Origin of the sequence: Streptomyces sp. So13.3 (assembly GCF_005860785.2) — a bacterium.
GTDB classification, from domain to species: domain Bacteria; phylum Actinomycetota; class Actinomycetes; order Streptomycetales; family Streptomycetaceae; genus Actinacidiphila; species Actinacidiphila fildesensis.
Genome location: NZ_CP048835.1, coordinates 2756826 through 2780857 on the forward strand (window position 1 = coordinate 2756826; position 24032 = coordinate 2780857).

Sequence of the window (24032 nt, forward strand, 5' to 3'; positions counted from 1 at the left end):
CCGCTGGCCGCAGCGCTGTGCCGGGACGGTGTGACCGCCGGAAGGTGGGATCAGCCGCGGCTGCCGAACAGCGAGCGCCGCAGGCGCCGCAGAGGCGCGAACAGCGACACCCGTGCACTGCGGCTCGCCTTGGTGCGCGCCGAATCCCGCGATGTCAGCTCCCGCATCAGCAACGTCGCCTCCGCACTCTCGCGGTGCGGTACGGCAGGGCCGCCCAGTATCGCGAGATGACGGTCCAGACGTGTGCTGGTCGTGCTGCTTCCGCAGTTGATGGCAGGCACTCTCGGCCTGCTTCGCATAGCTATTTGTTCCATGACACTCCCCACCCGTACGAGGGCACCCGGCCCGGGCAGGGTAACCCTATCGCCCCGACGCGTCACCTGCGCATCCCAGGTCCCGGATTCACCTTCCGGCCCTGGGTGTTGACGACTGAACAGCGAATTGCCGCCGCACGCAAGGCAGTTGGCGGCCACCCGACAGCCGGAGCCTACCCCCGGCCGCTCCCACCATCATCGCCGGGACCGGCTTCAACCACGCGTGCTTGAGGTAGATTTCCTCCGAATCACTCCGGTTACGGGCGGGGGTTCGCACATGAGCGAAGGCACGGGCGGTGAGCGGGTGCTCGCGGACCGCTACCGGCTGATCGGCGAACTCGGCCGCGGCGGCATGGGCGTCGTGTGGCGGGCCCGCGACGAACTGCTCGGCCGGGAGGTCGCGGTCAAGGAGGTGCGGGCGCCCGCCGGCCTCGACGAGCGCGAGGTGCGGCAGCTGTACGCCCGCCTGGAGCAGGAGGGCCGGGCCGCGGCCCGGATCATCCACCCGAACGTGATCACGGTGTACGACGTGGCGGTGGCCGGCGGCGCGCCGTGGATCGTCATGGAGCTCGTCCGGGGGCTGACCCTCGCCGACGCCCTCGACGCGGACGGCCCGATGACCCCGCGGCGGGCGGCGGACATCGGCGCGCACGTCCTGGCCGGTCTGCGCGCGGCGCACGCCGCGGGGGTGCTGCACCGGGACGTGAAGCCCGGCAACGTCCTGATCGCCAATGACGGCCGGGTCGTCCTCACGGACTTCGGCATCGCGATGATCGAGGGCACCGCGGCGCTGACCCGCACCGGCGAGCTGATCGGGTCGCCGGAATACCTGGCTCCCGAGCGGGCCATGGGGAACGCCCCGGGGCCGGAGTCGGACCTGTGGTCCCTGGGGGTGCTGATCTACCGGTCGGTGGAGGGGGCGTCGCCGTTCCGCCGCGATTCGGCGTTGAGCACGCTGCGCGCGGCCGTCGACGACGAACTGCCCGAGCCGCGCCGGGCGGGGCCGCTGGGTCCGGTGCTGGAGGGGCTGCTGCGCAAGCGCCCGGCGGACCGCATCAGCGGGAGCGAGGCCCAGGAGATGCTGGACGCTGTTGCGGCCGGCCGCACCGGGCCGCCGTCCACCGGGTATCCCCCGGCCGCTTCCGGCTCCTCGCCCCGGACGAAGCCGCTACCGCAACCGCTGCCGCGACCGGTGCCGCAGCCGATGCCATCCGGCGGGACCGGCGGCCCGACACCGCCGACCGTCCCGGGGTACGGATCCCCGTACGGGCCGGGGCCCTCGTCCTACGGCGCCGAGCCGGATCCGACGCGGCGCCGGCGGGTCGCGACGGTGCTGGCGGCGGGGGCGCTGGTGCTCGCCCTGACGGCGGGCGTGGTGGCCTGGACGCTGCTGGACCACGGGACGGAGGACGACAAGGCGTCCACCGGCGGGACCGGAGCGAGTTCGAGCAGCAGTACCCCGTCCACCGGCACGGGAACGTCCACGACCCGGACCACTCCGCCGACGACCACGGCGGGTCCGACGGTCACGACGACCACGGCGTCCCCTTCGTCGTCCGGCATTCCGGTCGTCAAGGTCACCATCAAGGTGACCGCCGAGCGGGAGAGTTATACGGGGCCATGCCCGGCGCCGTCCGGCCAGGCACCGGAGTTCACCGCGGTGATCACGGTGGACCGCACTCCGGCGACGGTGGTGTTCCGCTGGACGACGGACAGCGGCCGCAACTCCGACCCCGGGTGGAAGACCGCCGAGTTCGCCGCGGACGGCCCGAAGTCCCGGACGTACCAGCACACCGAGCTGTCGTTCGAGGCGGGCAAGCAGAGCACCGACCGGATCGTGGTGGAGGTCGGGGCCCCGAAGCAGTTCCGGTCCGACCCGGTGTCGTTCACCGTGGACTGCCGACCGGATCCGCCGACGTCGACGACGCCGGCGGCCGGGGTGAACGGTACGGATCGGTCAGCGCATCGGTCAGCGCATCAGGCGGCGGAGCTGAACGCGGGCAGGTAGCCGCCGGACTGGCCGGCCGCCTTGGGGTGGTAGGACTCGTCGATCGGGAACGTCAGGCTGTTCAGCCAGGGTGATCCCGAGCAGAGTTCGTGCCCGGTGAAGGTGCCGCGCACATCGGCGAAGCTGAAGCCGTGGTTGGCGGCGCGCTTGGCCGTCACGGTGTCGAGCTCGTCGGCCGCGCCGTTGATCGCGGCACGGGAGGTGTCACTGAGCCCGCCCCAGCAATTTCCGTTGATCTTGTAGAAGTGCGGGTAGCCCACCACGACCACATGGGCGTTGGGGGCCTTGGCGTGGATCGCGTCGTATACGTTGTCGAGGAGACCGGGGAGGGTGTTGTCCGCGTAGGTGCGAGCCTGCGCGATCCGGGCCAGACAGGTGCTCTCGGAGTTGAGCACACAGGTGGTCATGACGTCGGAGAAGCCCGCGTCATTGCCGCCGATGCTGATGCTCACCAGTCCGGTGGACGCGTTGAGCGGACCGAGCTGGTTGTTGAGGACGTCACCGGTACGGGCACCGGAGCAGGCGGTGAAGGCGAACGAGGACGGGGCGTGGGCCGCCGACCACAGTGCGGGATAGGCCTTGGTACTGCGCTTGCAGTCACCGCTGGAGCTGTCGTAGCTGCCGGCGCCGACGCCTGCGGAGTACGAGTCTCCGAGGGCTGCGTACGAGGGCGCCGCGGCGTGCGCGGGGGCCGCGCCGATGAGCGCGAGGCCAGTGGTGAGGATCAGCGCGGATACGGCTGATGCCAACCGGGACAGTCTCATGGAACCTCCCTGGGCAGGATCTCTGCGAGACCTGTTGTACCCGCCGGTAACCCACGGGGGGAAGTGTCCTGACCATGAATCTTTGTCGTGTGCATTGCATTCATATGAAACGTCCGTAACGCCTCAACTCCACGCCGACCAGGCCGCGTCCAAACCTCTTCCAGGCCTCGTTCCGGCCTCGTTCCGTGCCGCGTTTCCGGCCTGGTTCAGGGGTTGATTTCCGGCCCGGAAAAGCACTGGGCGGATGCGGCCCCCGTGCCGGATCATGGGCCGCATGTCCGCAAAGCCCCATGACCCGAGGAGGCCTGTGCCGCAGAGCCTGCCCGACCCCGCACACGCCCGGCACGCCCCGCGCCCGCCGCACCGCGCGGTACCCGTCCATCTGCGCCTGGACGACAGCGATTCGCCGTCCGACGTCGTCGACGCGCTCTTCCTCGGGCGCTTCACCTCCGGCGAGCAGCCGTACTCCCGCGGCGCGTCCCTGGAGAACGTCAAGTCCGGCCTGACGCTGATCCCGTCGGACGCCGCCGTGCTGCGCCAGGCTCGCGACAAGGACCGCAGCGCCACGCTCGCCGAGGGCGACGGCTGGACGATCCTGATCTCCCGCTGGAACCGCGGCGCGGACGTCACGGTCGCCGCTGTCACCGACGAACTGGCCGAGCAGGTGCTCGCGCGGGCCGTCGAGGACGCCGAGGACGAGCCCGAACCCCAGCCCGAGACCGTGAACATGGGCTTCTGGTACGTCTCACCGCGCCGCGGCCCGCACCGCACCACCCGGCAGATCTCGGCCGCCACCTGGGAAGAGCTCCGCGGCAACTACACGGCCCCGGTGGCCGAGGCCATGGACGGCCTCATGAAGCTCACCAAGGACGACATCACCGGCCGGCTGCTGCTCCTGCACGGCCCGCCCGGCACCGGCAAGACCTCGGCGCTGCGCACCCTGGCCCGCTCCTGGCGCGACTGGTGCCAGGTGGACTGCGTCCTGGACCCCGAGCGGCTCTTCAACGACGTCGGCTATCTGATGGACATCGCCATCGGCGAGGACGACGGCACTGCCGGCGGCCGCTGGCGGCTGCTGCTCCTGGAGGACTGCGACGAACTGATCCGCGGTCAGGCCAAGCACCAGACCGGCCAGGCGCTCTCCCGGCTGCTCAACCTGACCGACGGCCTGCTCGGCCAGGGCCGCAACGTGCTCGTCGGCATCACCACCAACGAGGACCTGGAACGGCTGCACCCCGCCGTCGTCCGGCCGGGCCGCTGTCTGTCGCGGATCGAGGTCGGCCCGCTGACCCGCGACGAGTCCGCCGCCTGGCTCGGCACCACCGAGGGCATCGGGCGCGAGGGCGCCACCCTCGCCGAGCTGTACGCGCTGCGGCGCGGCGCCGGCTCCACCATCCCGGCTCCGGCCCCGACCTCGGACGGTCTGTACCTCTGATCGGTACCGGGTTCGGGTGGGGCTTCGGCCGGGTGTCGCGGACGTCGCAGGTGCGGCGCGCGCCCCGGAGCGAGGACCTGCCCAACGGCGGGGGCCTGTCCGTCGGAGGGGGCGTGCCCGCCGGAGGGGGCCTAACTGTCGTAGGCGGCGCGCAGCGCTTCCTGGACGGCGGCGAGGGCGGCCGCGCGGTCCAGCCCGAGGCGGTGAGCGCGCTGCGCGAACTCCGCGGCGGCGGCAGCGGCCTGGCGCTCGGCGGCGTCGCCGGCGGCGGCGACGAAGGTGCCGTTCCGGCCGCGGGTCTCGACGACGCCGTCGGCCTCGAGGGCGCGGTAGGCCTTGGCGACCGTGTTGGCCGCGAGGCCCAGCTCCTCGGCGAGGCCCCGGACGGTCGGGAGCTTGTGGCCGACGGGGAGTCGGCCGGTGCGCGCCTGATCGGCGATCTGCTCACGCACTTGCTCGAAGGGGGCGGTGGCCGCGTCGGCGGCGACGGTGATCCTCAGGCTCATGGCGGCGATCCTGGCACAACGGGCCCGGCCGACGAGTTCACCCACGACCAGGTCGGCGCGCGTCAGCTCCGGTCCGGCTCCGTGTCCGCCCCGGTGCGCGTGCGCTGATAGTGGCGGGCGACCCGGGCCCGGTTGCCGCACGCCGGCTTGCACCATTCCTGCCGACCGTGTCCCTTGACGAAGTAGCGCACGCAGCGCGGTGCCGTGCAGGCCCGCAGCAGTTCCCGTTGCGGACCCGCCAGGAACTCGATGGCGGCACGGGCCAGAGCGGCGACGATCCGCACCCCCGGGTCGTCTGCGGTGGACAGCAGCCGGACGGCCGGAGTCTCACCCTGAAGCCAGACCAGCTGAGGGGCGACCGGTTCACCCGCGGCCGCGGAGTTGAGCCGGTCGAGTGCCTGCTCGGCGGGCAGGAGGCGGTCGGCGTCCGCGCGGCTCGGCGGGGCGGGGCTCACGGCCAGGGCAAAGAGCGCCCGGACCGCCTGCCGGAGGGCGACGACACGGTCTCTGAGCTCCTCGTCCGCGGCGAATTCCGCGCCGGCGGCGCTGTGCACGGAGAGCAGGCCGGCCCACTCCTGGATCCAGCGGGTCGTCTCCTCGACGGTGGTGAGGTCGTCGGCGACGCCGCCGTCCCCGTCGTGCCGGACGGTGCTCACCAGCTCCAACGCCAGCTGACGTGCCATGGATCTCCCCTCTCCACCGCGGATCCGGCCGTTCGACGACCTCACCCCAGCCTACGACCCCTAATGAGGGAGAAGGGCTCTCTCATTAGGGCGCGAGCCTCACGAAGGCAGCCCGAGGTTGCGGTACCTGGCCCGCCGGGCGGCCAGCCGTTCGCCGCGGTCACGGGCCCGCAGAGCGGCCAGCTCGGTACCGAGCAGAGCGCCGAGGCGGGTGAGGAACTCGCCGGGGTCGTCCGCCGCGTCGGGAGTCTCCTCGACGATGGTGTCGACGATCCGGTTGGCGAGCAGATCGGCGGAACTCACGCCCTGCCGCTCCGCGACCTCGAACGCCCGGTCCGTCGTGCGGTAGAGGATCGCCGACGCGCCTTCCGGCGGGAGCGGCGAGAGCCAGGCGTGCCGGGCGGCGATGACGCGGTCGGCGGGCAGCAGCGCCAGGGCGCCGCCGCCGGCGCCCTGGCCGAGCAGCAGACAGAGGGTCGGTGCCCGGAGGGTGACGAGGTCGGCGAGGCAGCGGGCGATCTCCCCCGCGAGGCCGCCCTCCTCCGCCTCCCGGCTGAGCGCCGCACCCGCGGTGTCGATGACGGTGAGCAGCGGCAGGTCGAGTTCGGCCGCGATCCGCATACCGCGCCGCGCCTCCCGCAGCCCGGCCGGACCCAGCGGGGCGGGCCCCGCCTCGTCCGGGCGCCGGTCGTGGCCGAGCACGACGCACGGCGTCGGCCCGAACCTGGCCAGCGCGAGCAGCAGTCCGGGGTCACGTTCCCCCGCGCCGGTACCGCTCAGCGGGGTGACCTCCCGCCCGGCGCCATCCAGCAGCGCCCGCAGTCCCGGCCGGTCCGGGCGGCGCGAGCGCCGGATCGAGTCGGCGGTGGAGACCTCGGCAACCGTGCCCGCCCGCCGGTCGGCACCGGAAACAGCCTCCACGTCATCACCCGCCTCACCGCACAGCACGTCCAGCGCCCGCGCCGCGACCCCGGCCAGCTGTCCCGCCGGGAGCACGGCGTCGACCAGGCCGTTGGCCAGCAGGTTCTCGGCGACCTGGACACCGGCCGGGAACGGCTCGCCGTACAGCGCCTCATGGACCCGCGGACCGAGAAACCCGATCAGCGCCCCCGGTTCCGCGGCCGTGACATGGCCCAGCGATCCCCACGACGCGAGCACCCCGCCGGTGGTCGGATGCCGCAGGTACACGAGGTAGGGCAGGCCGGCCGCCTTGTGGTCGGTGATGGCGGCCGCGACCTTGACCATCTGCAGGAAGGCGATGGTGCCCTCCTGCATCCGCGTACCGCCGGAGGCCGGGGACGCGAGCAGCGGCAGCCGCTCCCGCGTCGCCCGCTCCACCGCGGTCACCAGCCGCGTCCCGGCCGCCACCCCGATCGACCCGCCGAGAAACCCGAACTCCCCCGCGATCAGCGCCACCCGCCGACCCCGGATCCGTCCCTCACCCGTGACGACGGATTCATCGAGTCCGGTCCGCAGCCGCGCCTTCTCCACATCGGCCCGGTACTCCGCCGCCTCGGGCAGCACGGTGACGGGCTCGTCCCACCGACGCCAGCTGCCTGCGTCGACGACGGCCTCGATCAGTTCCAGCGCGGCAGGCCGTCGGCTCGGTTCAGTCATGCCGCCACCCTGCCACGGCCGATCACCGGGGCGCGTTCTTAATCAGCTCTCAGGGGCCCCTTAACGCGCCCATAAAGATCGGGTTTTCGCAGTTGGCGGCGGGGTTCTGACGGTTCTTCGGGGCTAGCGTGCTGCTCGTTGGGCCCGTGCCACCGTCGAAGGAGACCCCCGGAATGACCGTACGTCGCAAGGCTGCCGCAGTCGCTGTCATGGGCTTCGGGCCGCTGGTGCTGACCGGCCTGGCCTCCGCTCCCGCGAGCGCGCACGGCTCGATGTCGAACCCGGTCAGCCGGGTGTCCGCCTGCTACGCGGAGGGTCCGGAGAGTCCGCGGTCCGCCGCGTGCAAGGCCGCTGTCGCGGCGGGCGGGACGCAGGCGCTCTACGACTGGAACGGGATCCGGGACGGCGAGGCGGGCGGGCGGAGCCGGTCCAAGGTGCCGGACGGAAAGCTGTGCAGCGCCGGCAACACGGAGTTCAAGGGGCTCGATCTGGCGCGGGCGGACTGGCCCGCCACGGCCATGAAGAGTGGTTCCTTCACCTTCAAGTACCGGGCCACCGCCCCGCACAAGGGCTCCTTCGACCTGTACATCACCAAGGACGGCTACGACCCGTCGAAGCCGCTGAAGTGGTCCGACCTGGAGGCGAAGCCGTTCGCGTCCGTCACCGATCCGACGCTCAAGGACGGCAGTTACACGTTCTCCGGCAAGGTGCCGCAGCGCACCGGCCGCCATCTGATCTACAGCGTCTGGCAGCGCTCGGACAGCCCCGAGGCCTTCTACACCTGCTCGGACGTGGTCTTCGGCAAGGACTCCGGCGGCTCGGCGCCGGCGCCGGCCACTCCCTCGCACAGCGCGCCGGCCACCATCGCGCCGTCGGCGGCCGCGTCCGCGCCGTCCGAGGCGCAGATAGCCGCGGGCGCCTCGCAGTCCACCGTCCACCACGACCACACGGCGGCGACCATGCCCGCCGCGGGCGGCAACGCGCCGCAGACCGACGGCTCCGCCGCGCCCACCACGCCTGCCGCCGGCACGAATCTCGCCGAGACCGGCGGCTCCAGCAGTACGGGGCCGCTCGCCATCGGCGGAGCCGCGGTGATCGCGGCCGGGGCCACGGTGCTGCTCGCGACCGTCCGTCGCAGGGCTACCGCGGCGGGACGTCGCCGCTCCTGACGACCGCTCCCCCTGATCCGGTGCCGCTGCCTCCCCACGGGCAGCGGCACTGCTGTGTCATGGGCACCCGCAGCGGTCGGCTACCGGTTGGTCGGCTACCAGTTGGGACGGATCGGGCCGCCCGGCGCCAGCCGGGCCAGGTCGTCCCGCAGGGCCTGCAGCCGGCGCTCGCCGAGGAGGGCGGCCCAGGGGCGTACGGCGTCGGCGGCGGCCGCCTCCGCGGCGCGGGTGCAGGCCCAGCCGCGGTCGGTGAGAACGACGAGACGGGCGCGGGCGTCGTCCGGGTGCGGGCGGCGCTCCACGTAGCCCTTGCCGACGAGTTCCTCGACCATCTGGCTCGCCGCCTGGCGGCTGACGCCGAGGTGTTCCGCCAGGTCGGCGGCGGTCGCGCCGCCCGGTGCCAGCCGGGCGAAGGCGAACCCGTGGGCGGGCCTGAGGTCGTCGAAGCCGCGGGCGACGACACCTTCGTGGATCACGGCGGTGAGACCGCCGGCCGCGGCGAGCAGGGTCGCGGTCAGGCTCATGGCGTCAGCGTTGTTCACGGGAACAGCTTGACACACTACGCAAGCTGCTTGACTATATTGTCAAGCAACTTGCTCAAGCAGGTTGACCATATGGAGGTACGCCATGCCTGTTGTCACCGCAACCGAAGCCGTCGTCCACGAGATGCACGGCGTCCGTTTCGTCTCGTACATCCTGCCCGCGCACGGCAGCGAGGAGCTGTGCGCCTGGCGCGGCGAGATACCCGGCGGCACCGCGGGGCTCGCCCACACCATCACCCGCGAGGAGGTCTTCCTCGTCCTGAGCGGCACGGTGCGGTTCAGCATCGACGGCGAGGTGTCCACCCTGGCGCCGGGCGACGCCGCCGTCGCACCCTCCGGCTCCTCCCTGGGCGTCAGCAATCCCACGGAGGAACCGGCCACGATGTGGGTCACCACCAGCGTGGGCCTGGAGGCCGTCCTCGCCGATGGCTCCCGCATCTCACCGCCATGGGTCAGCTGAGCACGGAAAGGCAGGTCGTCCGGGTGGCGTGCGCCGGGTCGAGGGCGTTCGCCGCCTCATGGAAGGCGATCCGGTCGGTCAGGCCGATCGCGACGTGCTCGGAGATGTCCACCGAGCACAGATCCTGCAGCAGCACATTGCGTACGTTCGACCCGGACAGGAACTGCGACGTATACGGCGTGACGACCTCGTCGTAACGGGTCGCGATGACGGTGTAGCGCACCCCGGGGACGGTGTCGCCGCCCGCGTTGAGGGTCTGCATGAAGACCGATCCGGCCACCTGGTCGGCGAGTCCGGGGACGATCGAGTGGATGGCGTCGGCCGCTCCGGGGAAGTACGGGAGCAGGTTGGCCAGCCCGTTGAGGGTGGTTCCGTGGTTGTCGGGAGCCAGGCCGACGAGGGCGTTCACCTTCGCCGCGCCACCGAGGAACTTCAGGTAGTAGCGCGGCATCATGCCGCCCTGGGAGTGCCCGACCAGGTCCGCCTTCGGCGCCCCGGTGGCCGCCAGCACCTGGTCGGTGAAGTCCGCCAGCTGCTGCGCGGAGTCCGCGATCGGACCGAGCCCGTCGAAGAACGGGATGCCGGGCAGCTGACCGTAGTCGAAGGAGAAGACGCAGTAGCCCCGGGCCACCAGATAGGGGGCGAACCCGAGCCAGTTGTCGGTCCCGTTGCCGAACGTTCCGTGCACGAGCACGACCGGCCGGGGGTGCTCGGCGGACGGCCGGCACGAGAAGTTGTTCCATCCGCTGGACGGGGCCGAATGTGCGGTTGCGGCGGTGGCGGCGGTCGGTGCGGCCGTCACCGCACATGCCAGAGCCAGCGCGGTGAGCATGCGCTTCCAGGGCAGCCTCATGTGATCTCCTCGCAGGTCAGGGAAGTCTTGGGACTCCACCCACGCTGTGATCCGGATCACAAGGTTGTTACGTTCACGTCAACTTACGCGCCAGTAGCAAAGGGCGGCTAGTTACGCGTCGGTAAAGAATTGGCCACCCCGGTCCGCAGCGGAGGTCACCTCGTCCGCTTCCGCCGCCGGGACCTGGAACAGGCAGTACGCCGCGGCGAGCACTCCCGCCGTACCGACGGCGGCGAGCAGCAGGCGGTGGTCGACGACCGCGACGAGGCCGGCGCCCACCAGTCCGCCCACCGCGGTGGGCGCGAAGACGAGCGTGCTCGCGGTGGCCGCGACCCGGCCGATCAGTGCGGCGGGCGTCTCCCGCTGGACGGCGGTCAGCGCCGCGATCAACACCCACGGCAGCCCGACTCCGATCGCCGCGCCGCCGATCAGGGCGGCGGAGACCCACGGAGTGGCGCGTACGGCGGCCCCGAGGGCGAACAGCAGCATGCCGGTGGCCGCGAAGACCCGTTCCGGCATCCGCCGCAGCAACGCCCCCGCGACCACTCCCCCGACGACCGAGCCCGCGCCCTGCCCCGCGTACAGCACGCCCACGAAGGCGGGCGAACGGTGCAGGCCCGCGTCGACCACCGCGTAGATCGCCGAGCTGCCGAGCGCGGAGAGCAGCATGGCGATCGAACCGACGGCCACCAGACGGCGCAGCAGCGGATGCCGGCGCAGGTACCTGATGCCCTCGGCGGTCTGTTCGCGCCAGCCCGTCGTGGCGGGGGCGGGCGGTTCCTCCCGCACCCGGACCATCGCGAAGACGGCCGCGGCGAGCGCGAAGGTGACGGCGTCGAGCACGGCGACGGAACCGCCGCCGTAGCGGACGTACAGGCCGGCGCCGGCGAGCGGGGCGAGCAGCTTCATCGCCTCGTTGGCGGTCATCCGCAGTCCGTTGAAGTCGCCGCGCAGTTCGCCGGGGACGGTGGCGGTGACGACGGCGGCCTCGGCCGCGTCGCAGAGCACCGACGCGGTCCCGTACAGAACGAGCACGGCGAAGAGGATCCAGACCAGGTCCGCCGTACGGACCACGAGCAGCAGCGGCAGCAGGGCGGCCATCGCGGCGTTGACCAGCACCAGGAGCGGGCGGCGGCGCACCCGGTCGACCACGGTGCCGAGCAGCGGACCGGCCAGCGTCGGGGTCCACAGACAGACGCCGACCAGCGCGGCGAGGCTGCTGGAGCCGGTCAGCGACTTCACCCAGATACCGGCGGCCAGCATCATCGCCGAGCTGCCGAAGCCGGAGACCAGCACCCCGGCCAGATACCTTCCCGCGTCGCGGTCGCGCAGGACCCCCCAGGCCGTCATGACTCCCAATCTAATGCTTGGGAGTCATGACGGCAACGGGCCCGACAGGGCGGAACAAGCGGCATCCGGGCGGCACTCACCAAGGTCTACGGCTGGGGCCGGGAGGCCGGTGCGGTGAGCGGCGCCGTCGGCGGACAGCGAGCGACGAACAGCGGCGGCCGGCGGACTGTTCGGTCCATCGGTCGCTGTTCCGTCGCGTCGGTCGCTCGCTCGACCGCGGTGGTTACTCCTCGTTCTTGGCCTGGGAGTTGCTCTCGACCGGCGCTGGCGGCGCCGACGTCAGCGCGGGCGTCGGATCAGCGGGGGTCGGCACGGCGGCGAGCGGAGGGATCGGGGGGACCGGGGGGATGGGTACGACGTCGGGTACGGGCTCGTTCGCAGGTGGTACGGGTGCGGCGGCGGGCTCGGGATCCGCGGCGGGCCGTACGGCGGCGGGCTCGGCGGCCGGTGCCGGCGGCGTGGGCGCGGCGCGCTCCAGGAAGCGCAGCAGCTCGACCGGGAACGGCAGCACCAGCGTCGAGTTCTTCTCGGCCGCGACGGCCACCACCGTCTGGAGCAGGCGCAGTTGGAGGGCGGAGGGGTTGTCCTCCATCTGCTTGGCGGCCTGGGCGAGCACCTTCGACGCCTGCAGTTCGGCGTCCGCGTTGATGATCCGGGCGCGCCGTTCACGCTCCGCCTCGGCCTGCCGGGACATCGACCGCTTCATCGCCTCCGGCAGCGACACGTCCTTGATCTCGACCCGGTCGATCTGCACACCCCAGCCCAGCGCCGGGCTGTCGATCATCACTTCCAGGCCTTCGTTCAGCTTCTCCCGGTTCGACAGCAGCTCGTCCAGATCGCTCTTGCCGATGATCGAACGCAGCGAGGTCTGGGCGACCTGGGACACCGCGAAGCGGTAGTCCTCGACCTGGATGACGGCGTCGACGGCGTTGATGACCTTGAAGTACACGACCGCGTCCACCTTGACCGAGACGTTGTCGCGGGTGATGCCGTCCTGCCCGGGAATGGGCATCGTCACGATCTGCAGATTGACCTTCCGCAGCCGGTCCACCCCTGGAATGACCATGGTGAATCCGGGACCCTTGGGCTCCGACCTGAGCCGGCCCAGCCGCAGCACGACACCCCGCTCGTACTGCCGCACCACCCGGGCGGCGGCCACCCCGTAAACGGCCCCGGCCGCTAGGACGGCGGACACCAGCTCCACGATCATTTCGGCCCCCTGCCGTATACACGTGCAGTGTCTCCAGCGTACTGCGGGAACCCCCGCCGAGCGCCGGTCGTACGGGCGGGGCGGCGCACGGCAGGGGCGCCGGGGTCCCACGGGGCAGCCGCACCGCACGGACCTCTCCACGCCGCCGTACCGCACCGCCACACCACGCCGTCCGCCGCACCGCCCGCCCGAACCGTGCCCGTCAGTCCGGCGGCGTACGGTCCGCCGCGCGCAGCAGCCGGGCGGCCACCACTCTCAGCTGCTCGGCGAGCTCGGGCGGTTCGTGCACCTCGAACTCCGCTCCGAGGAGGGCGATGAAGACGGTGAGGCCGTCGAGCGACTCGGCGCCCGTCCGCAGTTCGCAGGTCTTGTCGTCGATCGCCTCGATCGTGCCGAAGCCCGTCCAGCCGAAGTCGGCGACCGCCTGCGCCGACATGTGCAGGGTGACCCGCGCCTGGTAGCGGTAGGCCCTGGTGGTGACCCCCTTGGCGACGTACGCCGCCGCGTCCTCCGGGGGTTCGCGCGGTGCGAAGCGCGGTCCGGTGGGTGACTTGGGGTCGATCCGGTCGACGCGGAAGGTCCGCCAGTCCTCCCGGCCGGTGTCCCAGGCGAGCAGGTACCAGCGGCGCCCGTGGTTGACCAGGCGGTACGGCTCGACCGTGCGGCGGCTGGAGGTGCCGCGGTGGTCGCTGTAGTCGAAGCGCAGCCGTTCGCGGTCGCGGCAGGCCGCGCCGATGGCGGTCAGCACGTCCTGGCCGACGGTCGCCCGGCCGGGCGGGGGCGCGTGGACGGTGATCGCCTGCATGGCCTGGACCCGGTGCCGCAGCCGTGACGGGAGCACCTGCTCCAGCTTGGACAGCGCCCGGACGGAGACCTCCTCGATCCCGGCGACGGTGCCGCCCACGCCGGTGCGCAGGCACAGCGCGACGGCGACCGCCTCCTCGTCGTCCAGCAGCAGCGGTGGGAGCGCGGCGCCCGCGCCGAGCCGGTAGCCGCCGGCCGTGCCGGGGGCGGCGTGCACCGGGTAGCCGAGGGTCCGCAGCCGGTCGACGTCGCGGCGCACCGTGCGCGCGGTGACGTCCAGGCGCGCCGCGAGGTCGGGGCCGGACCAGTCCCGCCGGGACTGGAGGAGCGAGAGCAGACGCAGCAGCCGCGCCGAGGTCTCCAACATGCGGTCAGTCTGCCAGCCGTCGCGGACAGCCACTGACCGCATGGGGCGGAGGTTCACGGGTGCACGGCACCCGAAATCCACGGGGGTCCACGGGGGTACGGCACCTCTGTACGGGCACATGGCAGAGCCCCCGCCGGCAGGGTCGGCGGGGGCTCCGTCCTGTTCGCTGCAGGCCGTCGCCGGTGTCGGTGGTGGTGCGTCAGTAGACGCTGACTCCGTAGGCACTGAGCGCTTCGGTGACCGGCTGGAAGAACGTCGTCCCGCCGGAGGAGCAGTTGCCGCTGCCGCCCGAGGTGAGGCCGACCGCGATGGAGCCGTTGTAGAGCGAACCGCCGCTGTCGCCGGGCTCGGCACAGACGTTGGTCTTGATCATGCCGTAGACGATGTCGCCGCCGCCGTAGTTCACGGTGGCGTTGAGTCCGGTCACCGAGCCGCTGTGGATGCCGGTGGTGGAGCCGCGGCGCTTGACGGGTTCACCGACGTAGGCGTTGCCCGCGCTGGCGATGTCCTGGCTGCCGACGGCGCCGGGGTGCGCGATCGAGGAGTTGTCGTAGCGGACGATCCCGTAGTCGTTGTTCGGGAAGCTGTTGCCGGTGGTCGGGCCGATGGAGGTGCCGGAGGACGTGGTCCAGGCCGGGTAGCCCTCGGTGCAGTGGCCCGCGGTGAGGAAGTAGTACGTGTTGCCGCTGCGGACGTTGAAGCCGACCGAGCAGCGCCACTGGCTGGTGTAGATGGCGTCCCCGCCGGAGAGCAGCTTGCTGAACTTCCCGGCCACGCGGTTGATGCTCACGGCGTCGCCGTAGCTCGCGGTGGCCTTGGTGAGCTTGGCCAGCTGGGCGGCGGTGACCCGGCTGTCGACGCTCACGGCGAGCTTGTTGGTCAGCGGGTCGACGGACCACGCCGAGCCCGCGATGTCGGCGGACCTGGCGGCCTCGCCTGCCTTGTCGAGTACTGCCGAGCTGAACCGGACGGTCCTGGGTGTCGCTCCGGCCGCCCGTACGGCGTCGGCCGCCCTGGCCGAGGTGACGTTGACGACGGTGGTCTTCGACGCCGCGTCGTAGTAGCTGCCCGCGGTGGCCGCGGTGCCGAGCGAGGTGGCGACCGCTGCGGCGGCCTCCGGGGTTGCCGTCGCCGTGGGGGCGGCGTTGGCGGCGGGCAGCGTGAGCGCGGTGACGGCCACCAGGCCGGACGTCACAGCGAGCAGGCCGGCGCGTCGGGTGATTTTCATTCATTCCTCCTGTGGGGGGTGGAGGTCAGCTCGGCCTGTCAGCGCCGCACCGATTAACGAACTCGACGTGACCCTGACAAGCACTGGACGGGAGTATTCAGAGCCCGCGCGGAACACACAAGGGCGCCTTTCGGCCGCGCTGTTCGGACGCGACGGCGCCCCGGCGACCGTACGGACCACCGAGGCACACCCGTGCTGACGACATCTCAACCGGCCGCGGCCGTCTCTCGAACGGACCTCGGCCGGAGCATCTCGAACCGGAACCGGAACCAGCCACCGAAGCCGGTCCCACCGGGTTTCGAACCGGGTTTCGAGCCGGGTCTCAGCTGGTGAGCACCTTGCTCTCGCCCGCTTCGAGTGCGAAGGGCAGCGTGTTGCCGGGCGGCGGGAACGGGCAGACGAAGGCGTCGGCGAACGCGCACGGCGGGAGCAGCGTCCGGTTGAAGTCCAGCACCACGCGGCCGTCCGCGGCGGGCGCCGGGGTCCGCAGGAAACGGAAGCGGTAGCTGCTCCTTCCGCTGGTCGCGTCGGCGATGACGCCCCAGAGCGTGCCGTCCTCCTCCACCGCGACCGCGAGCGAGTGCTCAGCGCCGTCCACGGTGAAGGCCAGTTCGCCGCTGACGCCGAGTCCGCGCTCCCGGCCGTCGGCGTGCGGCACGCGCACGGCGCGTCCCTCGGGGTACGGGCGGAAAACCGCCGGCAGCACCCACCGCTCGTCGTAGTCGAACGCGCCGATCCCCGCGAAATCACGCCGGGCGTCCGAGGCCGGGTCCCAGATCCGGAGGGCGAGCAGCCCCTCGCGGTCGATCGCCACGATCCGCTTCTCGCCGAACAGCACCGGCTCGCCCTCGGGTTCCAGCCGCCCGAAGACGCCATCGCCCTGGTGGACCACCGAGCCGTCCTGCTCCCGCCACTCCCCCGGCAGCCCGGGGATCTTCCCGTCCGCCGCGTCGGCGAGCCAGTACGTGCCGGTCAGGGCCAGTGGCCCGTACGGCGCGGCGACCGACTCGGCGCGCCGCTCGCGCCAGTTCTTCCAGTCCTGCTCAGTCTCGGAACTCATGGTCATCAACCTTCCATAGCGGCTGCCGCAGGCCGAGATGATCGCGCGGCGTCGTGCTCCCCGTACTCCGGTCGGCGGCTGCCCTCCGGCCGGACGGTGGGGCGGTGGCCGGAATTGGCCCGTCCGGATCGCCGGCGGCGGTCAGCCGACCGGACGGCCCACCGTGCCGCACACCGGGCGGCTCACCGTTCCGCTCACCGTGCGGTCGCCGGGCGGCTCACCGGACGGTCCAGGCCGAGGTGTTCGCGCAGCGTCGTGCCGGGCTGGAAGCGGCGGAACAGTCCGCGTTGCTGGAGCACGGGCACGGTCGCGTTCACCAGCCGGGCCAGATCCCGCCGCGGATCGGCGGGCCGTACGTGGAAGCCGTCGGTGATCCCGTCGCGGTGCCAGTCGCCGAACAGGTCGGCGAGGACCACGGCGTCGGCCGGATCGAACAGTTCGACGGCGAGCGAGGCCAGGACCGTGAGCCGGTCCGGGTCCCGGCCGTACGCCGCCGCCCGGCGGCGCAGGTCAGTGCGGGCTTCGTACGCCAGCCGCTCCGAGTGCGGACCGCCGACCCGTACGTACGCCACGTCCGCGTGCCGCGCGGCCGTCTCGCGCGGCGCCTCCAGCGTCGCGTCGACCGCGAGCACCGGCCGGCCCTCCAACGGTCCGGGTTCGACTGACGTCACGTCAGGGAACCCGGCGGCGTCCGCCCAGCCGTCCCGCAGCAGGGCGTCCGCGTCGGGGAGCAGCGGCGTCCAGCCGGCCCGGCCGCGGCTGACCCGGTCGAGGGTGGCGAGCGCCGCCGGGACGGGGACCGGCCCGTGGTGCGTGGCGGTGACGGCGGCCACCAGGCCGATCCGGTCGGTGGCGGGTGCGACCCGCGTGAGGACGGCGAGCGCGTCGAGCCGTCCGGCACCGCCGTCGGCCGGCGCCGGGACGTCGTCGAGCGTGACGAAGTCCAGCGCGCCGCGCTCGGCGAGCCGGGCGAGCTCGATGCAGGAGGAGGCCTCGTACGGTTCCGGATGCCGTTCCCGGCCGTCGATCGCGAAGGCCAGGTGCAGCGGGCGGATGGGTCGATGGCCTGGAGGGGTTTCGGGCATGCGGAGACTCCGTGGACACACTGGAGGAGCACGGGAGTTGCCTTCACGCACGCCGCGTCCCTCAACGCGACCGGGTCGTCATGACCGTGGCCCGAGGCTAATCCCACAGCGTCGCCCACTGTCAAGCATGTCCAACTGGTGGGCGCCGCGTCTCAGCGTGGTTGACGGATGGGGACGGCGGCTGTTCCACTGACCCCATGCGCAGCTGTCAGTTGGTCACCCGCGACCACATCGACTTCGGTCGGGTGTGGTCGTCCTCGTGTTGTCGCTGACCCTTTAGGGCCTGCTCGGCCGGCCCTGGCTCCGCCCGCCCGCGCGCACTGTCCCACTCCCGCCGCGGCCGCTTCACCTCAGGCTCTCCCGTAGCTCTCCCCGTCAGCCCGGTCTTCCTTCCCGCACCCACGCCACCTTCTCTCCCTCCCTCGTTACGCACCTTTCGAGTTCGAGAAGGACTCTTCATCTCCCGTTCAACACCCGCAGTCACAACCGCAATCGCAGCAGTCGCACCCATCACAGCAATCGCAGCCATCGCAGCAGTCGCAGTCGCAGTTCGAGCACCATCCCTCGCGGCGCCTGCCGTTCCACGGGTCCTCGTAGTGGTCCCGGCAGCAGAGCTGGCAGGTGCAGCACAGCCCGCTCCACAGCGCGCACCCGGCGATCAGCCCTCGCCGGCGCGGCGGCTCGGGCGGCGGGAAACCGTTGGGCGGGAAGCCCGGCCCACCGGGCGCGTACGGGCTCTGACCAGGACCGTACGGATTCCCGCTCAGCTGCGGCAGCTCCAGCTGCCCCAGGTCCAGACCCTGGGCCCGGCCGAGACCCTGCCCTTCGAGCGCGTTGGGGTGGGTGTGCGCGCAGGAGCCGCCGAAGGCGCGGTCCACCGAGCGCCGCAGCTCATGGGCGAGCAGGACGTGGACGAGCCGGCCGTCGGTGAACTCGGTGTCCTTCAGTGCCAGCCGCACCCCGCGCACCGCGTCGTCGCACAGCCGCCGGGCCTCGTCGCGGCCGGTGCCCGTCGCCGTCAGCGGGTTCCACGCACCCGACGCGGCGTCAGCCGTCTGGTCCTCGACCGCGTCCAGCAGATGCGCCAGCCGGCCGAAGAGCCGGCCGGCCTCCTCCAACGGCGCACGGTTCCCGGGCCGTCCGGCGAGGACCGCCGTGTAGCCGAAGGCGGCCGCGGTCGCGGTCTCGGTCGGCTCGGTGACCGTCAGCAGCGGGGTGCCCGTCCTGGCCAGCGCCTCGATCCCGGACTGCCGGTCCACCGCGTCCACCAGCACCGCCGTGTCGAACCCGAGCCCGCCGCCGGTCCGCGCGCCGGCCCGGTCCCAGCGCCGGGCGACGGTCCGCGCCGCCGCCGCGACCGGCCGCCGCCGCCCCATGGCGCCGTCCCGGTCGTCGATATGGTCACGCATCTTCGCCGACGCCAGCACGAGCGAGACGGCGGCGGCCAGCCGCGCGCCCTCGCCCGTCGCCACCGGCGCGGTGCGCATCCCGCGCAACGGACAGGGCCCGGCGGTCCGCCGCCACTTCGCCGACGCCGCCGCGCCCGGGACCTGGGCCTCGACCAGCGCCGAGATGATCAGCCCGTCGTAGTTGGTGGCGATGCGGGCCAGCTGCCCGTGGTCGTCGCGCAACGCGAGGCACAGCCCGCACAGGTGCGCCATCCAGGAAGTGGCGAGTCCCTCCGACATCCGGTGGCGACACGGCCTGATAATTCCGAACAACGCTCCCCCAGCGGCTTCATCGTACGATCGGCCCGACATGCTACCGATGGAACGATCTCATGACTGGCGTACCGCCGTCCGGCCGTGCGGCGTCACCCGGAAGAGGGGAGCGCTCCCATCACTTCGTCACCATCCGTATGCCTATGGCTACCTGACTCCCCGACACCTATCTTGTGCACCAGTACCGTCACAAGTCCCCTGGGTGGCGGCTATCCGCTTGGCGCATCATCGGCATCATGGACGACCATAGGGGTGCGGACGATATTGACCGCGTGTGAGAGGAGGCGTCCATGGGTTCGGTTCGACGGGCGAGTGCCTGGCTGGGCCTCGTCGACGACAACGGCGACGAGAGCTACTACGACGAGGAGTACGCCGACTACGGCGAGGGATCCGAGCGCGGCGACACCTGGGTGACCGACCCCAGGGTCCAGGTGGCGAGCGAGACGGCCGAGGAACAGGGCCGCCAGATCGCCACCGTGACCCCGGACGGCTTCCGGGATGCCCGCGGCATCGGCGAGCTCTTCCGCAAGGGCGTGCCGGTGATCGTGAACCTTACGGGTATGGAGTCGAGCGACGCGAAGCGCGTCGTCGACTTCGCGGCGGGTCTCACCTTCGGGCTTCGCGGCTCGATCGAGCGCATCGCCACCCGTGTCTTCCTGCTGACCCCCGCCGACTACATGGTCCTCAACGCCGAGTCGAAGCGCGGCGCCGACGGATTCTTCAACCAGAACTGATCAACCACGCTCAGCACCACGGAAGCACGGTATGGACAACGCTGTGAGCAGCTTGGGAGTCGTCGTCAACGGTCGTTGGTAGTCGTCCTTGGTCACCCTCGGACGGCCACCGGGCGGCCCGGCGGTGAAGCAGCATCCGGCGGTCGGAGCCTTGGCGTGTGTCTTTTTCGGCTTCGCCCTTGATCCGCCCGGACTCGGCGCGTCCCTCATCGAGCCGGGCCGTCGGCCGCTCAAGATGGTCCCATGCCAAAGCCCCGCAGTCCGCTGCCCCGCCGCCGCTTCCTCGCCGTAAGCGCCACAGCTCTGCTCGGCCTCGGTGCCGCGGCGGCGCCGGCGGCCGCGCGTGCCCGGCGGGTCCCCGCACCGGAAACCGAGGTCAACGCCGGTTCCATGGTGATGGCCCTCACCTTCGACGACGGCCCCAGTCCGCAGTACACGCCGCAGGTGCTGGACGTCCTGCGCGCCCACAGCGTCCATGCGACGTTCTTCGTGTGCGGCGACAACGTCGGGCTGTACCCGGACGTGGTGCGCCGCATCGCCGCGGAGGGGCACTCGCTGGGAAACCACACCTGGTCCCACCCTCATCTCAGTGACCTGTCCGCCGCGGACGTACGCGACCAGATGCAGCGCACCCAGGACGCCGTCACAAAGACCGGTGTGCGGGCGCCGGTGCTGTTCCGTGCCCCCTACGGCGACTTCGCGGACGCCTCGCTTGCCGTCTGCGCCGACCTCGGGCTGCGCCCGATCTCCTGGTCGGTGGACCCGACGGACTGGGCCAACCCCGGCACCGGCACCATCGCCGACCGGGTCGTCGCCGGTGCGGCCACCGGTGCCATCGTGCTGAACCACGACGGCACCGAGGGCGGCGACGACGATCCCGCGCCCGGCAGCGGCGGCGACCGCTCACAGACGGTGGCCGCGCTGAAGAACTACCTGCCCCGGCTGATCGACGCCGGCTACACGTTCACCACCCCTGATGCCCATCCACCGGGCAGGAGCGGGGTGACTCCGCAGGCTCCGGCAGGACGCTGACCTGCGGCGGCGCTCACCGGAAGGCGTCGAGTCCGGTCACCTGAAGGCGTCGAGTCCGGTGAGGGCCTTGCCCAGGACCAGTTGGTGCATCTCCACGGTGCCCTCGTAGGTGAGCACCGACTCCAGGTTGGTCGCGTGCCGCATCACCGGATACTCCAGCGAGATGCCGTTGGCGCCGAGGATGGTGCGCGAGGTGCGGCAGATCTCGATCGCCTCGCGCACGTTGTTGAGCTTGCCGAAGCTGACCTGCTCCGGGCGCAGCCGCCCGGCGTCCATCCGCTGCCCGAGGTGGTGGGCGAGCAGGATGCCCTTGTGCAGTTCGACCGCCATGTCGGCGAGTTTGGCCTGGGTGAGCTGGAAGCCGCCGATGGGCCGGCCGAACTGTTCGCGGGTCTTCGAGTACTCCAGCGCCGATTCGAAGCTGCTGCGGGCCGCGCCCATCGCGCCCCAGACGATGCCGTAGCGCGCGTGGCTCAGACAGCTGAGCGGGCCCTTGAGGCCGGCGCCCTCGGGGAGCACGGCACCGGCGGGCAGCCGGACGTCGTCCAGGACGAGTTCGCTGGTGACCGAGGCGCGCAGGCTCCACTTGTGCTTGATCTCCGGCGCCGAGAAGCCGGGGGCGTCGGTCGGGACGACGAAGCCGCGGATGCCGTCGTCGGTGCGGGCCCAGACCACGGCGACCCCGGCCACCGAGCCGTTGGTGATCCACATCTTGCGGCCGTTGAGCACCCAGTCTCCCCCGGACTCCGTCCGGGAGGTGCCCCCACCGTCGCGCTTGGCGTACGTCCGCATCCCGGCCGGGTCGGAGCCGACGTCGGGCTCGGTGAGGCCGAAGCAGCCGATGACCTCGCCGGAGGCCATCCGCGGCAGCCACTCCTGGCGCTGCTCCTCGGAGCCGAAGCGGTGGATGGCGTACATCGCCAGCGATCCCTGTACGGAGACCAGCGAGCGGATCCCGGAGTCGGCCGCCTCCAGTTCCAGACAGGCCAGGCCGTACTGGACGTTGCTGGCGCCCGCGCAGCCGTAGCCGGTGAGGGACATGCCGAGCGCGCCGATGGCGCCGAGTTCCCGGGCGAGCTCCCGGATGACGGGCAGCTCGCCCGACTCGTACCAGCCCGCCACGTACGGCAGTACGCGGTCCGCGGCCCAGTTCCTGACGGTCTCGCGCACCGCGCGGTCCTCGTCACTGAGCAGATCGTCGATCCCGAGCGGATCGTACGGATCGAACGGCGGCAGCGCGCTCCCGGACATGACGGTCTCCTGGGTGAGCTACGAGGTGATCTACAAGGTCGTGGACGACGCTACGTGCGTGCTCCCGCCACGTAAAGTCCCGCCTGCTGTTCGCCCGCCGACACCAGGCGTTCGGCGTCGGGCGCGTGGTACTGAGCGGGCAGCGGGTGGCCCGAGTGGTCCGGGTGGTGGCCGGAGTGGTCCGGGTGCTTCGCGAGGGACGGCCGGTGTTCCGCGGCGGACACCTCGTGGGCGGGGGTCTCGACTTCTGCGAATCCCTCCGCTTTCAGGAGGAGGGCGCCGCAGTCCATCACCCGCGGGAGGCGGAGCGCGGCGAGCGCGCCCAGCAGCAGCAGGCCGGCGCTGACGACGAGCGTGACGTGCAGCCCGGTCACGAAGGAGTGCCGGGCGGCCTGCCGCAGCGCGGCTCCCGCCGGGCCGCCGAGCCGGCCGGAGACGTCGTACGCCTCCCCCAGCGAGTTCCCCGCGGCGGCGCCGTCGGCGGACGGGACGCCGGGGACGTGCGCCACGCCGGGGCCGTACGCGGCGTTCATCACGCTGCCGAGCAGCGCGATGCCCATGCCCGCGCCGAGTTGGTAGGAGGTCTCGCCGATGGCCGCGGCGCCGCCCGCCTGAGCGGCGGGGGCTTCGCTGAGCATGGATTCGTACGCGCCGAAGATCGTGGTCTCCAGGCCGAATCCGAGGAGCACGAAGGCGCCGGTGAGCAGCATCGGCCGGTCGGTCTGTCCCATCAGGGTCAGGGACAGGACGGCGACGGCGGTGAGCACGAACCCGGTGCCGACCATGGCGCGTGGCCCGAAGCGGTGCAGCAGGCGCGAGCCGCACAGTCCGGCCGCCATCGCGGCGAAGGTGAGCGGCAGCAGGCGGAGCCCGGTCGCGAAGGGGCTGAGGCCGAGCACCAGTTGCAGGTACTGCACGGCGATCAGTTCGAGGCCGACGAGCGCGAGCATGGCCAGGACGATGCAGCCGACGGAGGTACTGAAGGTGGGGCGGGAGAACATGCCGATGTCTATGAGCGGGTGTTCGCGGCGCTTCTGCCGGCGCACGAAGAGCACCAGCAGCACCGCGCCGACCACGACGGGACCGATCGCCCCGGGGTCGAGCAGGCTCGCACCGCCGCCGAGGCGCTTGACCCCGAGGACCACGCCGAGGACGCCGAACGCCGCCATGAGGGCGCCGAGGACGTCCCACGGGCCGCAGCCCTCGCCCTTGGACTCGGGGAGCAGCCAGCGCGAGAGCGGCAGGATCACGGCCATCAGCGGGATGTTGATGAGGAAGACCGATCCCCACCAGAAGTGCTCGACGAGGAAGCCGCCCAGTACCGGTCCGACCGCGGCGCCCACGGCGGCGACGGCACTCCACACGCCGATGGCGACCGCGCGCTCCCGGCGGTCGGGGAAGACCTGGCGGAGTATCGACAGCGTCGCCGGCATGATCATGGCGCCGCCGACCCCGAGCAGCGCCCGGGCCGCGATGAGGACGTGCGCGCCGGTGGCGAACGCGGCGAGGGCCGAGGCGAGGCCGAAGAGCCCGTAGCCGATCAGCAGGATCTTTCGCCGTCCGACGCGGTCGCCGAGGGTGCCGAAGAGGATCAGCAGCGAGGCGGCGACGAGCGGATAGGCGTCGACGATCCACAGCAGCTGTATCGCGCCCGGGTGCAGGTCCTCGGTGAGCGCGGGGACCGCGACGTGCAGCACGGTCGCGTCGAGCGCGACGAGCAGCAGGCTCACGCACAGGACCACCAGGACGGTCCAGCGTCCGGCCGGACGCTGATGCGGTGGGACGGCTGCCGGCCTCACCGAGCCGACCGTTGTCGTCCCAGTCATCTACGTACCTCCC

At 72.1% G+C, this 24032-nt stretch carries 22 protein-coding genes; 6 read left to right on the plus strand and 16 right to left on the minus strand.

Going from position 1 to position 24032, the window contains the following annotated elements; translation table 11 throughout:
* Positions 1-50 precede the first annotated feature (50 nt).
* Complete coding sequence (locus C8250_RS12530; protein ID WP_138353313.1) at positions 51-314, minus strand: hypothetical protein; 264 nt, start codon at positions 312-314, stop codon at positions 51-53.
* 277 nt (positions 315-591) lie between these two features.
* Here C8250_RS12530 and C8250_RS12535 point away from each other — a divergent pair, with 277 nt between their 5' ends.
* The gene (locus C8250_RS12535; RefSeq protein ID WP_138353314.1) at positions 592-2322 is read left to right on the plus strand and encodes a serine/threonine-protein kinase; all 1731 of its coding nucleotides are present in this window, start codon (positions 592-594) and stop codon (positions 2320-2322) included.
* On the opposite strand, the gene C8250_RS12540 is transcribed toward C8250_RS12535, so the two are convergent.
* Positions 2292-3086, minus strand: coding sequence for an SGNH/GDSL hydrolase family protein (locus C8250_RS12540; RefSeq protein WP_138353315.1), 795 nt, complete (start codon positions 3084-3086; stop codon positions 2292-2294). The two genes, C8250_RS12535 and C8250_RS12540, sit on opposite strands and share 31 nt — an antisense overlap.
* Before the next feature lie 307 nt (positions 3087-3393).
* Between C8250_RS12540 and C8250_RS12545 the strand changes: the two genes are divergently transcribed.
* A complete protein-coding gene (locus C8250_RS12545; protein ID WP_244809110.1) occupies positions 3394-4521 on the plus strand; it encodes a DUF5925 domain-containing protein in 1128 nt (375 codons plus the stop codon).
* A gap of 131 nt (positions 4522-4652) precedes the next feature.
* On the opposite strand, the gene C8250_RS12550 is transcribed toward C8250_RS12545, so the two are convergent.
* From C8250_RS12550 to C8250_RS12560, 3 genes are all read right to left on the minus strand, one after another.
* The gene (locus C8250_RS12550) at positions 4653-5027 is read right to left on the minus strand and encodes a GntR family transcriptional regulator (protein ID WP_138353317.1); all 375 of its coding nucleotides are present in this window, start codon (positions 5025-5027) and stop codon (positions 4653-4655) included.
* A gap of 62 nt (positions 5028-5089) precedes the next feature.
* Positions 5090-5710, minus strand: coding sequence for an ABATE domain-containing protein (locus C8250_RS12555; RefSeq protein WP_138353318.1), 621 nt, complete (start codon positions 5708-5710; stop codon positions 5090-5092).
* Between the two features lie 99 nt (positions 5711-5809).
* Entirely contained in the window at positions 5810-7327 is a 1518-nt protein-coding gene (locus C8250_RS12560; RefSeq protein ID WP_138353319.1) for a carboxyl transferase domain-containing protein, read from the minus strand.
* 173 nt (positions 7328-7500) lie between these two features.
* On the opposite strand from C8250_RS12560, the gene C8250_RS12565 reads away from it, so the two are divergent.
* Positions 7501-8496, plus strand: a complete 996-nt coding sequence (locus tag C8250_RS12565) for a lytic polysaccharide monooxygenase (protein ID WP_138353320.1) — start codon at positions 7501-7503, stop codon at positions 8494-8496.
* Between the two features lie 95 nt (positions 8497-8591).
* On the opposite strand, the gene C8250_RS12570 is transcribed toward C8250_RS12565, so the two are convergent.
* On the minus strand, positions 8592-9038 hold the full coding sequence (locus C8250_RS12570) for a MarR family transcriptional regulator (RefSeq protein ID WP_138353321.1): 447 nt from the start codon (positions 9036-9038) through the stop codon (positions 8592-8594).
* Between the two features lie 85 nt (positions 9039-9123).
* Here C8250_RS12570 and C8250_RS12575 point away from each other — a divergent pair, with 85 nt between their 5' ends.
* Entirely contained in the window at positions 9124-9498 is a 375-nt protein-coding gene (locus C8250_RS12575; RefSeq protein WP_138353322.1) for a cupin domain-containing protein, read from the plus strand.
* On the opposite strand, the gene C8250_RS12580 is transcribed toward C8250_RS12575, so the two are convergent.
* The 8 genes from C8250_RS12580 to C8250_RS12615 form a co-directional block, all read right to left on the minus strand.
* Complete coding sequence (locus tag C8250_RS12580; protein ID WP_138353323.1) at positions 9491-10351, minus strand: alpha/beta fold hydrolase; 861 nt, start codon at positions 10349-10351, stop codon at positions 9491-9493. The genes C8250_RS12575 and C8250_RS12580 overlap by 8 nt on opposite strands.
* Positions 10352-10462: 111 nt before the next feature.
* Entirely contained in the window at positions 10463-11701 is a 1239-nt protein-coding gene (locus C8250_RS12585) for an MFS transporter (protein ID WP_138353324.1), read from the minus strand.
* Between the two features lie 223 nt (positions 11702-11924).
* The gene (locus tag C8250_RS12590) at positions 11925-12911 is read right to left on the minus strand and encodes a slipin family protein (protein ID WP_138353325.1); all 987 of its coding nucleotides are present in this window, start codon (positions 12909-12911) and stop codon (positions 11925-11927) included.
* Between the two features lie 202 nt (positions 12912-13113).
* The gene (locus C8250_RS12595; RefSeq protein ID WP_138353326.1) at positions 13114-14082 is read right to left on the minus strand and encodes a YafY family protein; all 969 of its coding nucleotides are present in this window, start codon (positions 14080-14082) and stop codon (positions 13114-13116) included.
* A gap of 199 nt (positions 14083-14281) precedes the next feature.
* On the minus strand, positions 14282-15310 hold the full coding sequence (locus tag C8250_RS12600; protein WP_138353327.1) for a S1 family peptidase: 1029 nt from the start codon (positions 15308-15310) through the stop codon (positions 14282-14284).
* A 322-nt stretch (positions 15311-15632) separates the two neighbouring features.
* A complete protein-coding gene (locus C8250_RS12605) occupies positions 15633-16370 on the minus strand; it encodes a DUF1684 domain-containing protein (RefSeq protein ID WP_138353328.1) in 738 nt (245 codons plus the stop codon).
* A gap of 194 nt (positions 16371-16564) precedes the next feature.
* Positions 16565-17455, minus strand: coding sequence for an LLM class flavin-dependent oxidoreductase (locus tag C8250_RS12610; protein WP_138353329.1), 891 nt, complete (start codon positions 17453-17455; stop codon positions 16565-16567).
* A gap of 467 nt (positions 17456-17922) precedes the next feature.
* Complete coding sequence (locus C8250_RS12615) at positions 17923-19176, minus strand: DUF5685 family protein (protein ID WP_138353330.1); 1254 nt, start codon at positions 19174-19176, stop codon at positions 17923-17925.
* Between the two features lie 290 nt (positions 19177-19466).
* Between C8250_RS12615 and C8250_RS12620 the strand changes: the two genes are divergently transcribed.
* Together C8250_RS12620 and C8250_RS12625 are read left to right on the plus strand one after the other, a co-directional pair.
* A complete protein-coding gene (locus C8250_RS12620; protein ID WP_138353331.1) occupies positions 19467-19910 on the plus strand; it encodes a cell division protein SepF in 444 nt (147 codons plus the stop codon).
* 243 nt (positions 19911-20153) lie between these two features.
* Complete coding sequence (locus C8250_RS12625) at positions 20154-20942, plus strand: polysaccharide deacetylase family protein (RefSeq protein ID WP_138353332.1); 789 nt, start codon at positions 20154-20156, stop codon at positions 20940-20942.
* Positions 20943-20978: 36 nt separating this feature from the next.
* Here C8250_RS12625 and C8250_RS12630 read toward each other — a convergent pair whose 3' ends face one another.
* Positions 20979-22193, minus strand: a complete 1215-nt coding sequence (locus tag C8250_RS12630; protein WP_138353333.1) for an acyl-CoA dehydrogenase family protein — start codon at positions 22191-22193, stop codon at positions 20979-20981.
* A 50-nt stretch (positions 22194-22243) separates the two neighbouring features.
* Positions 22244-24019 carry an MFS transporter gene (locus C8250_RS12635; RefSeq protein ID WP_232485612.1) on the minus strand — a complete coding sequence of 592 codons (1776 nt, stop codon included), beginning with the start codon at positions 24017-24019 and terminating at the stop codon, positions 22244-22246.
* Positions 24020-24032 lie beyond the last annotated feature (13 nt).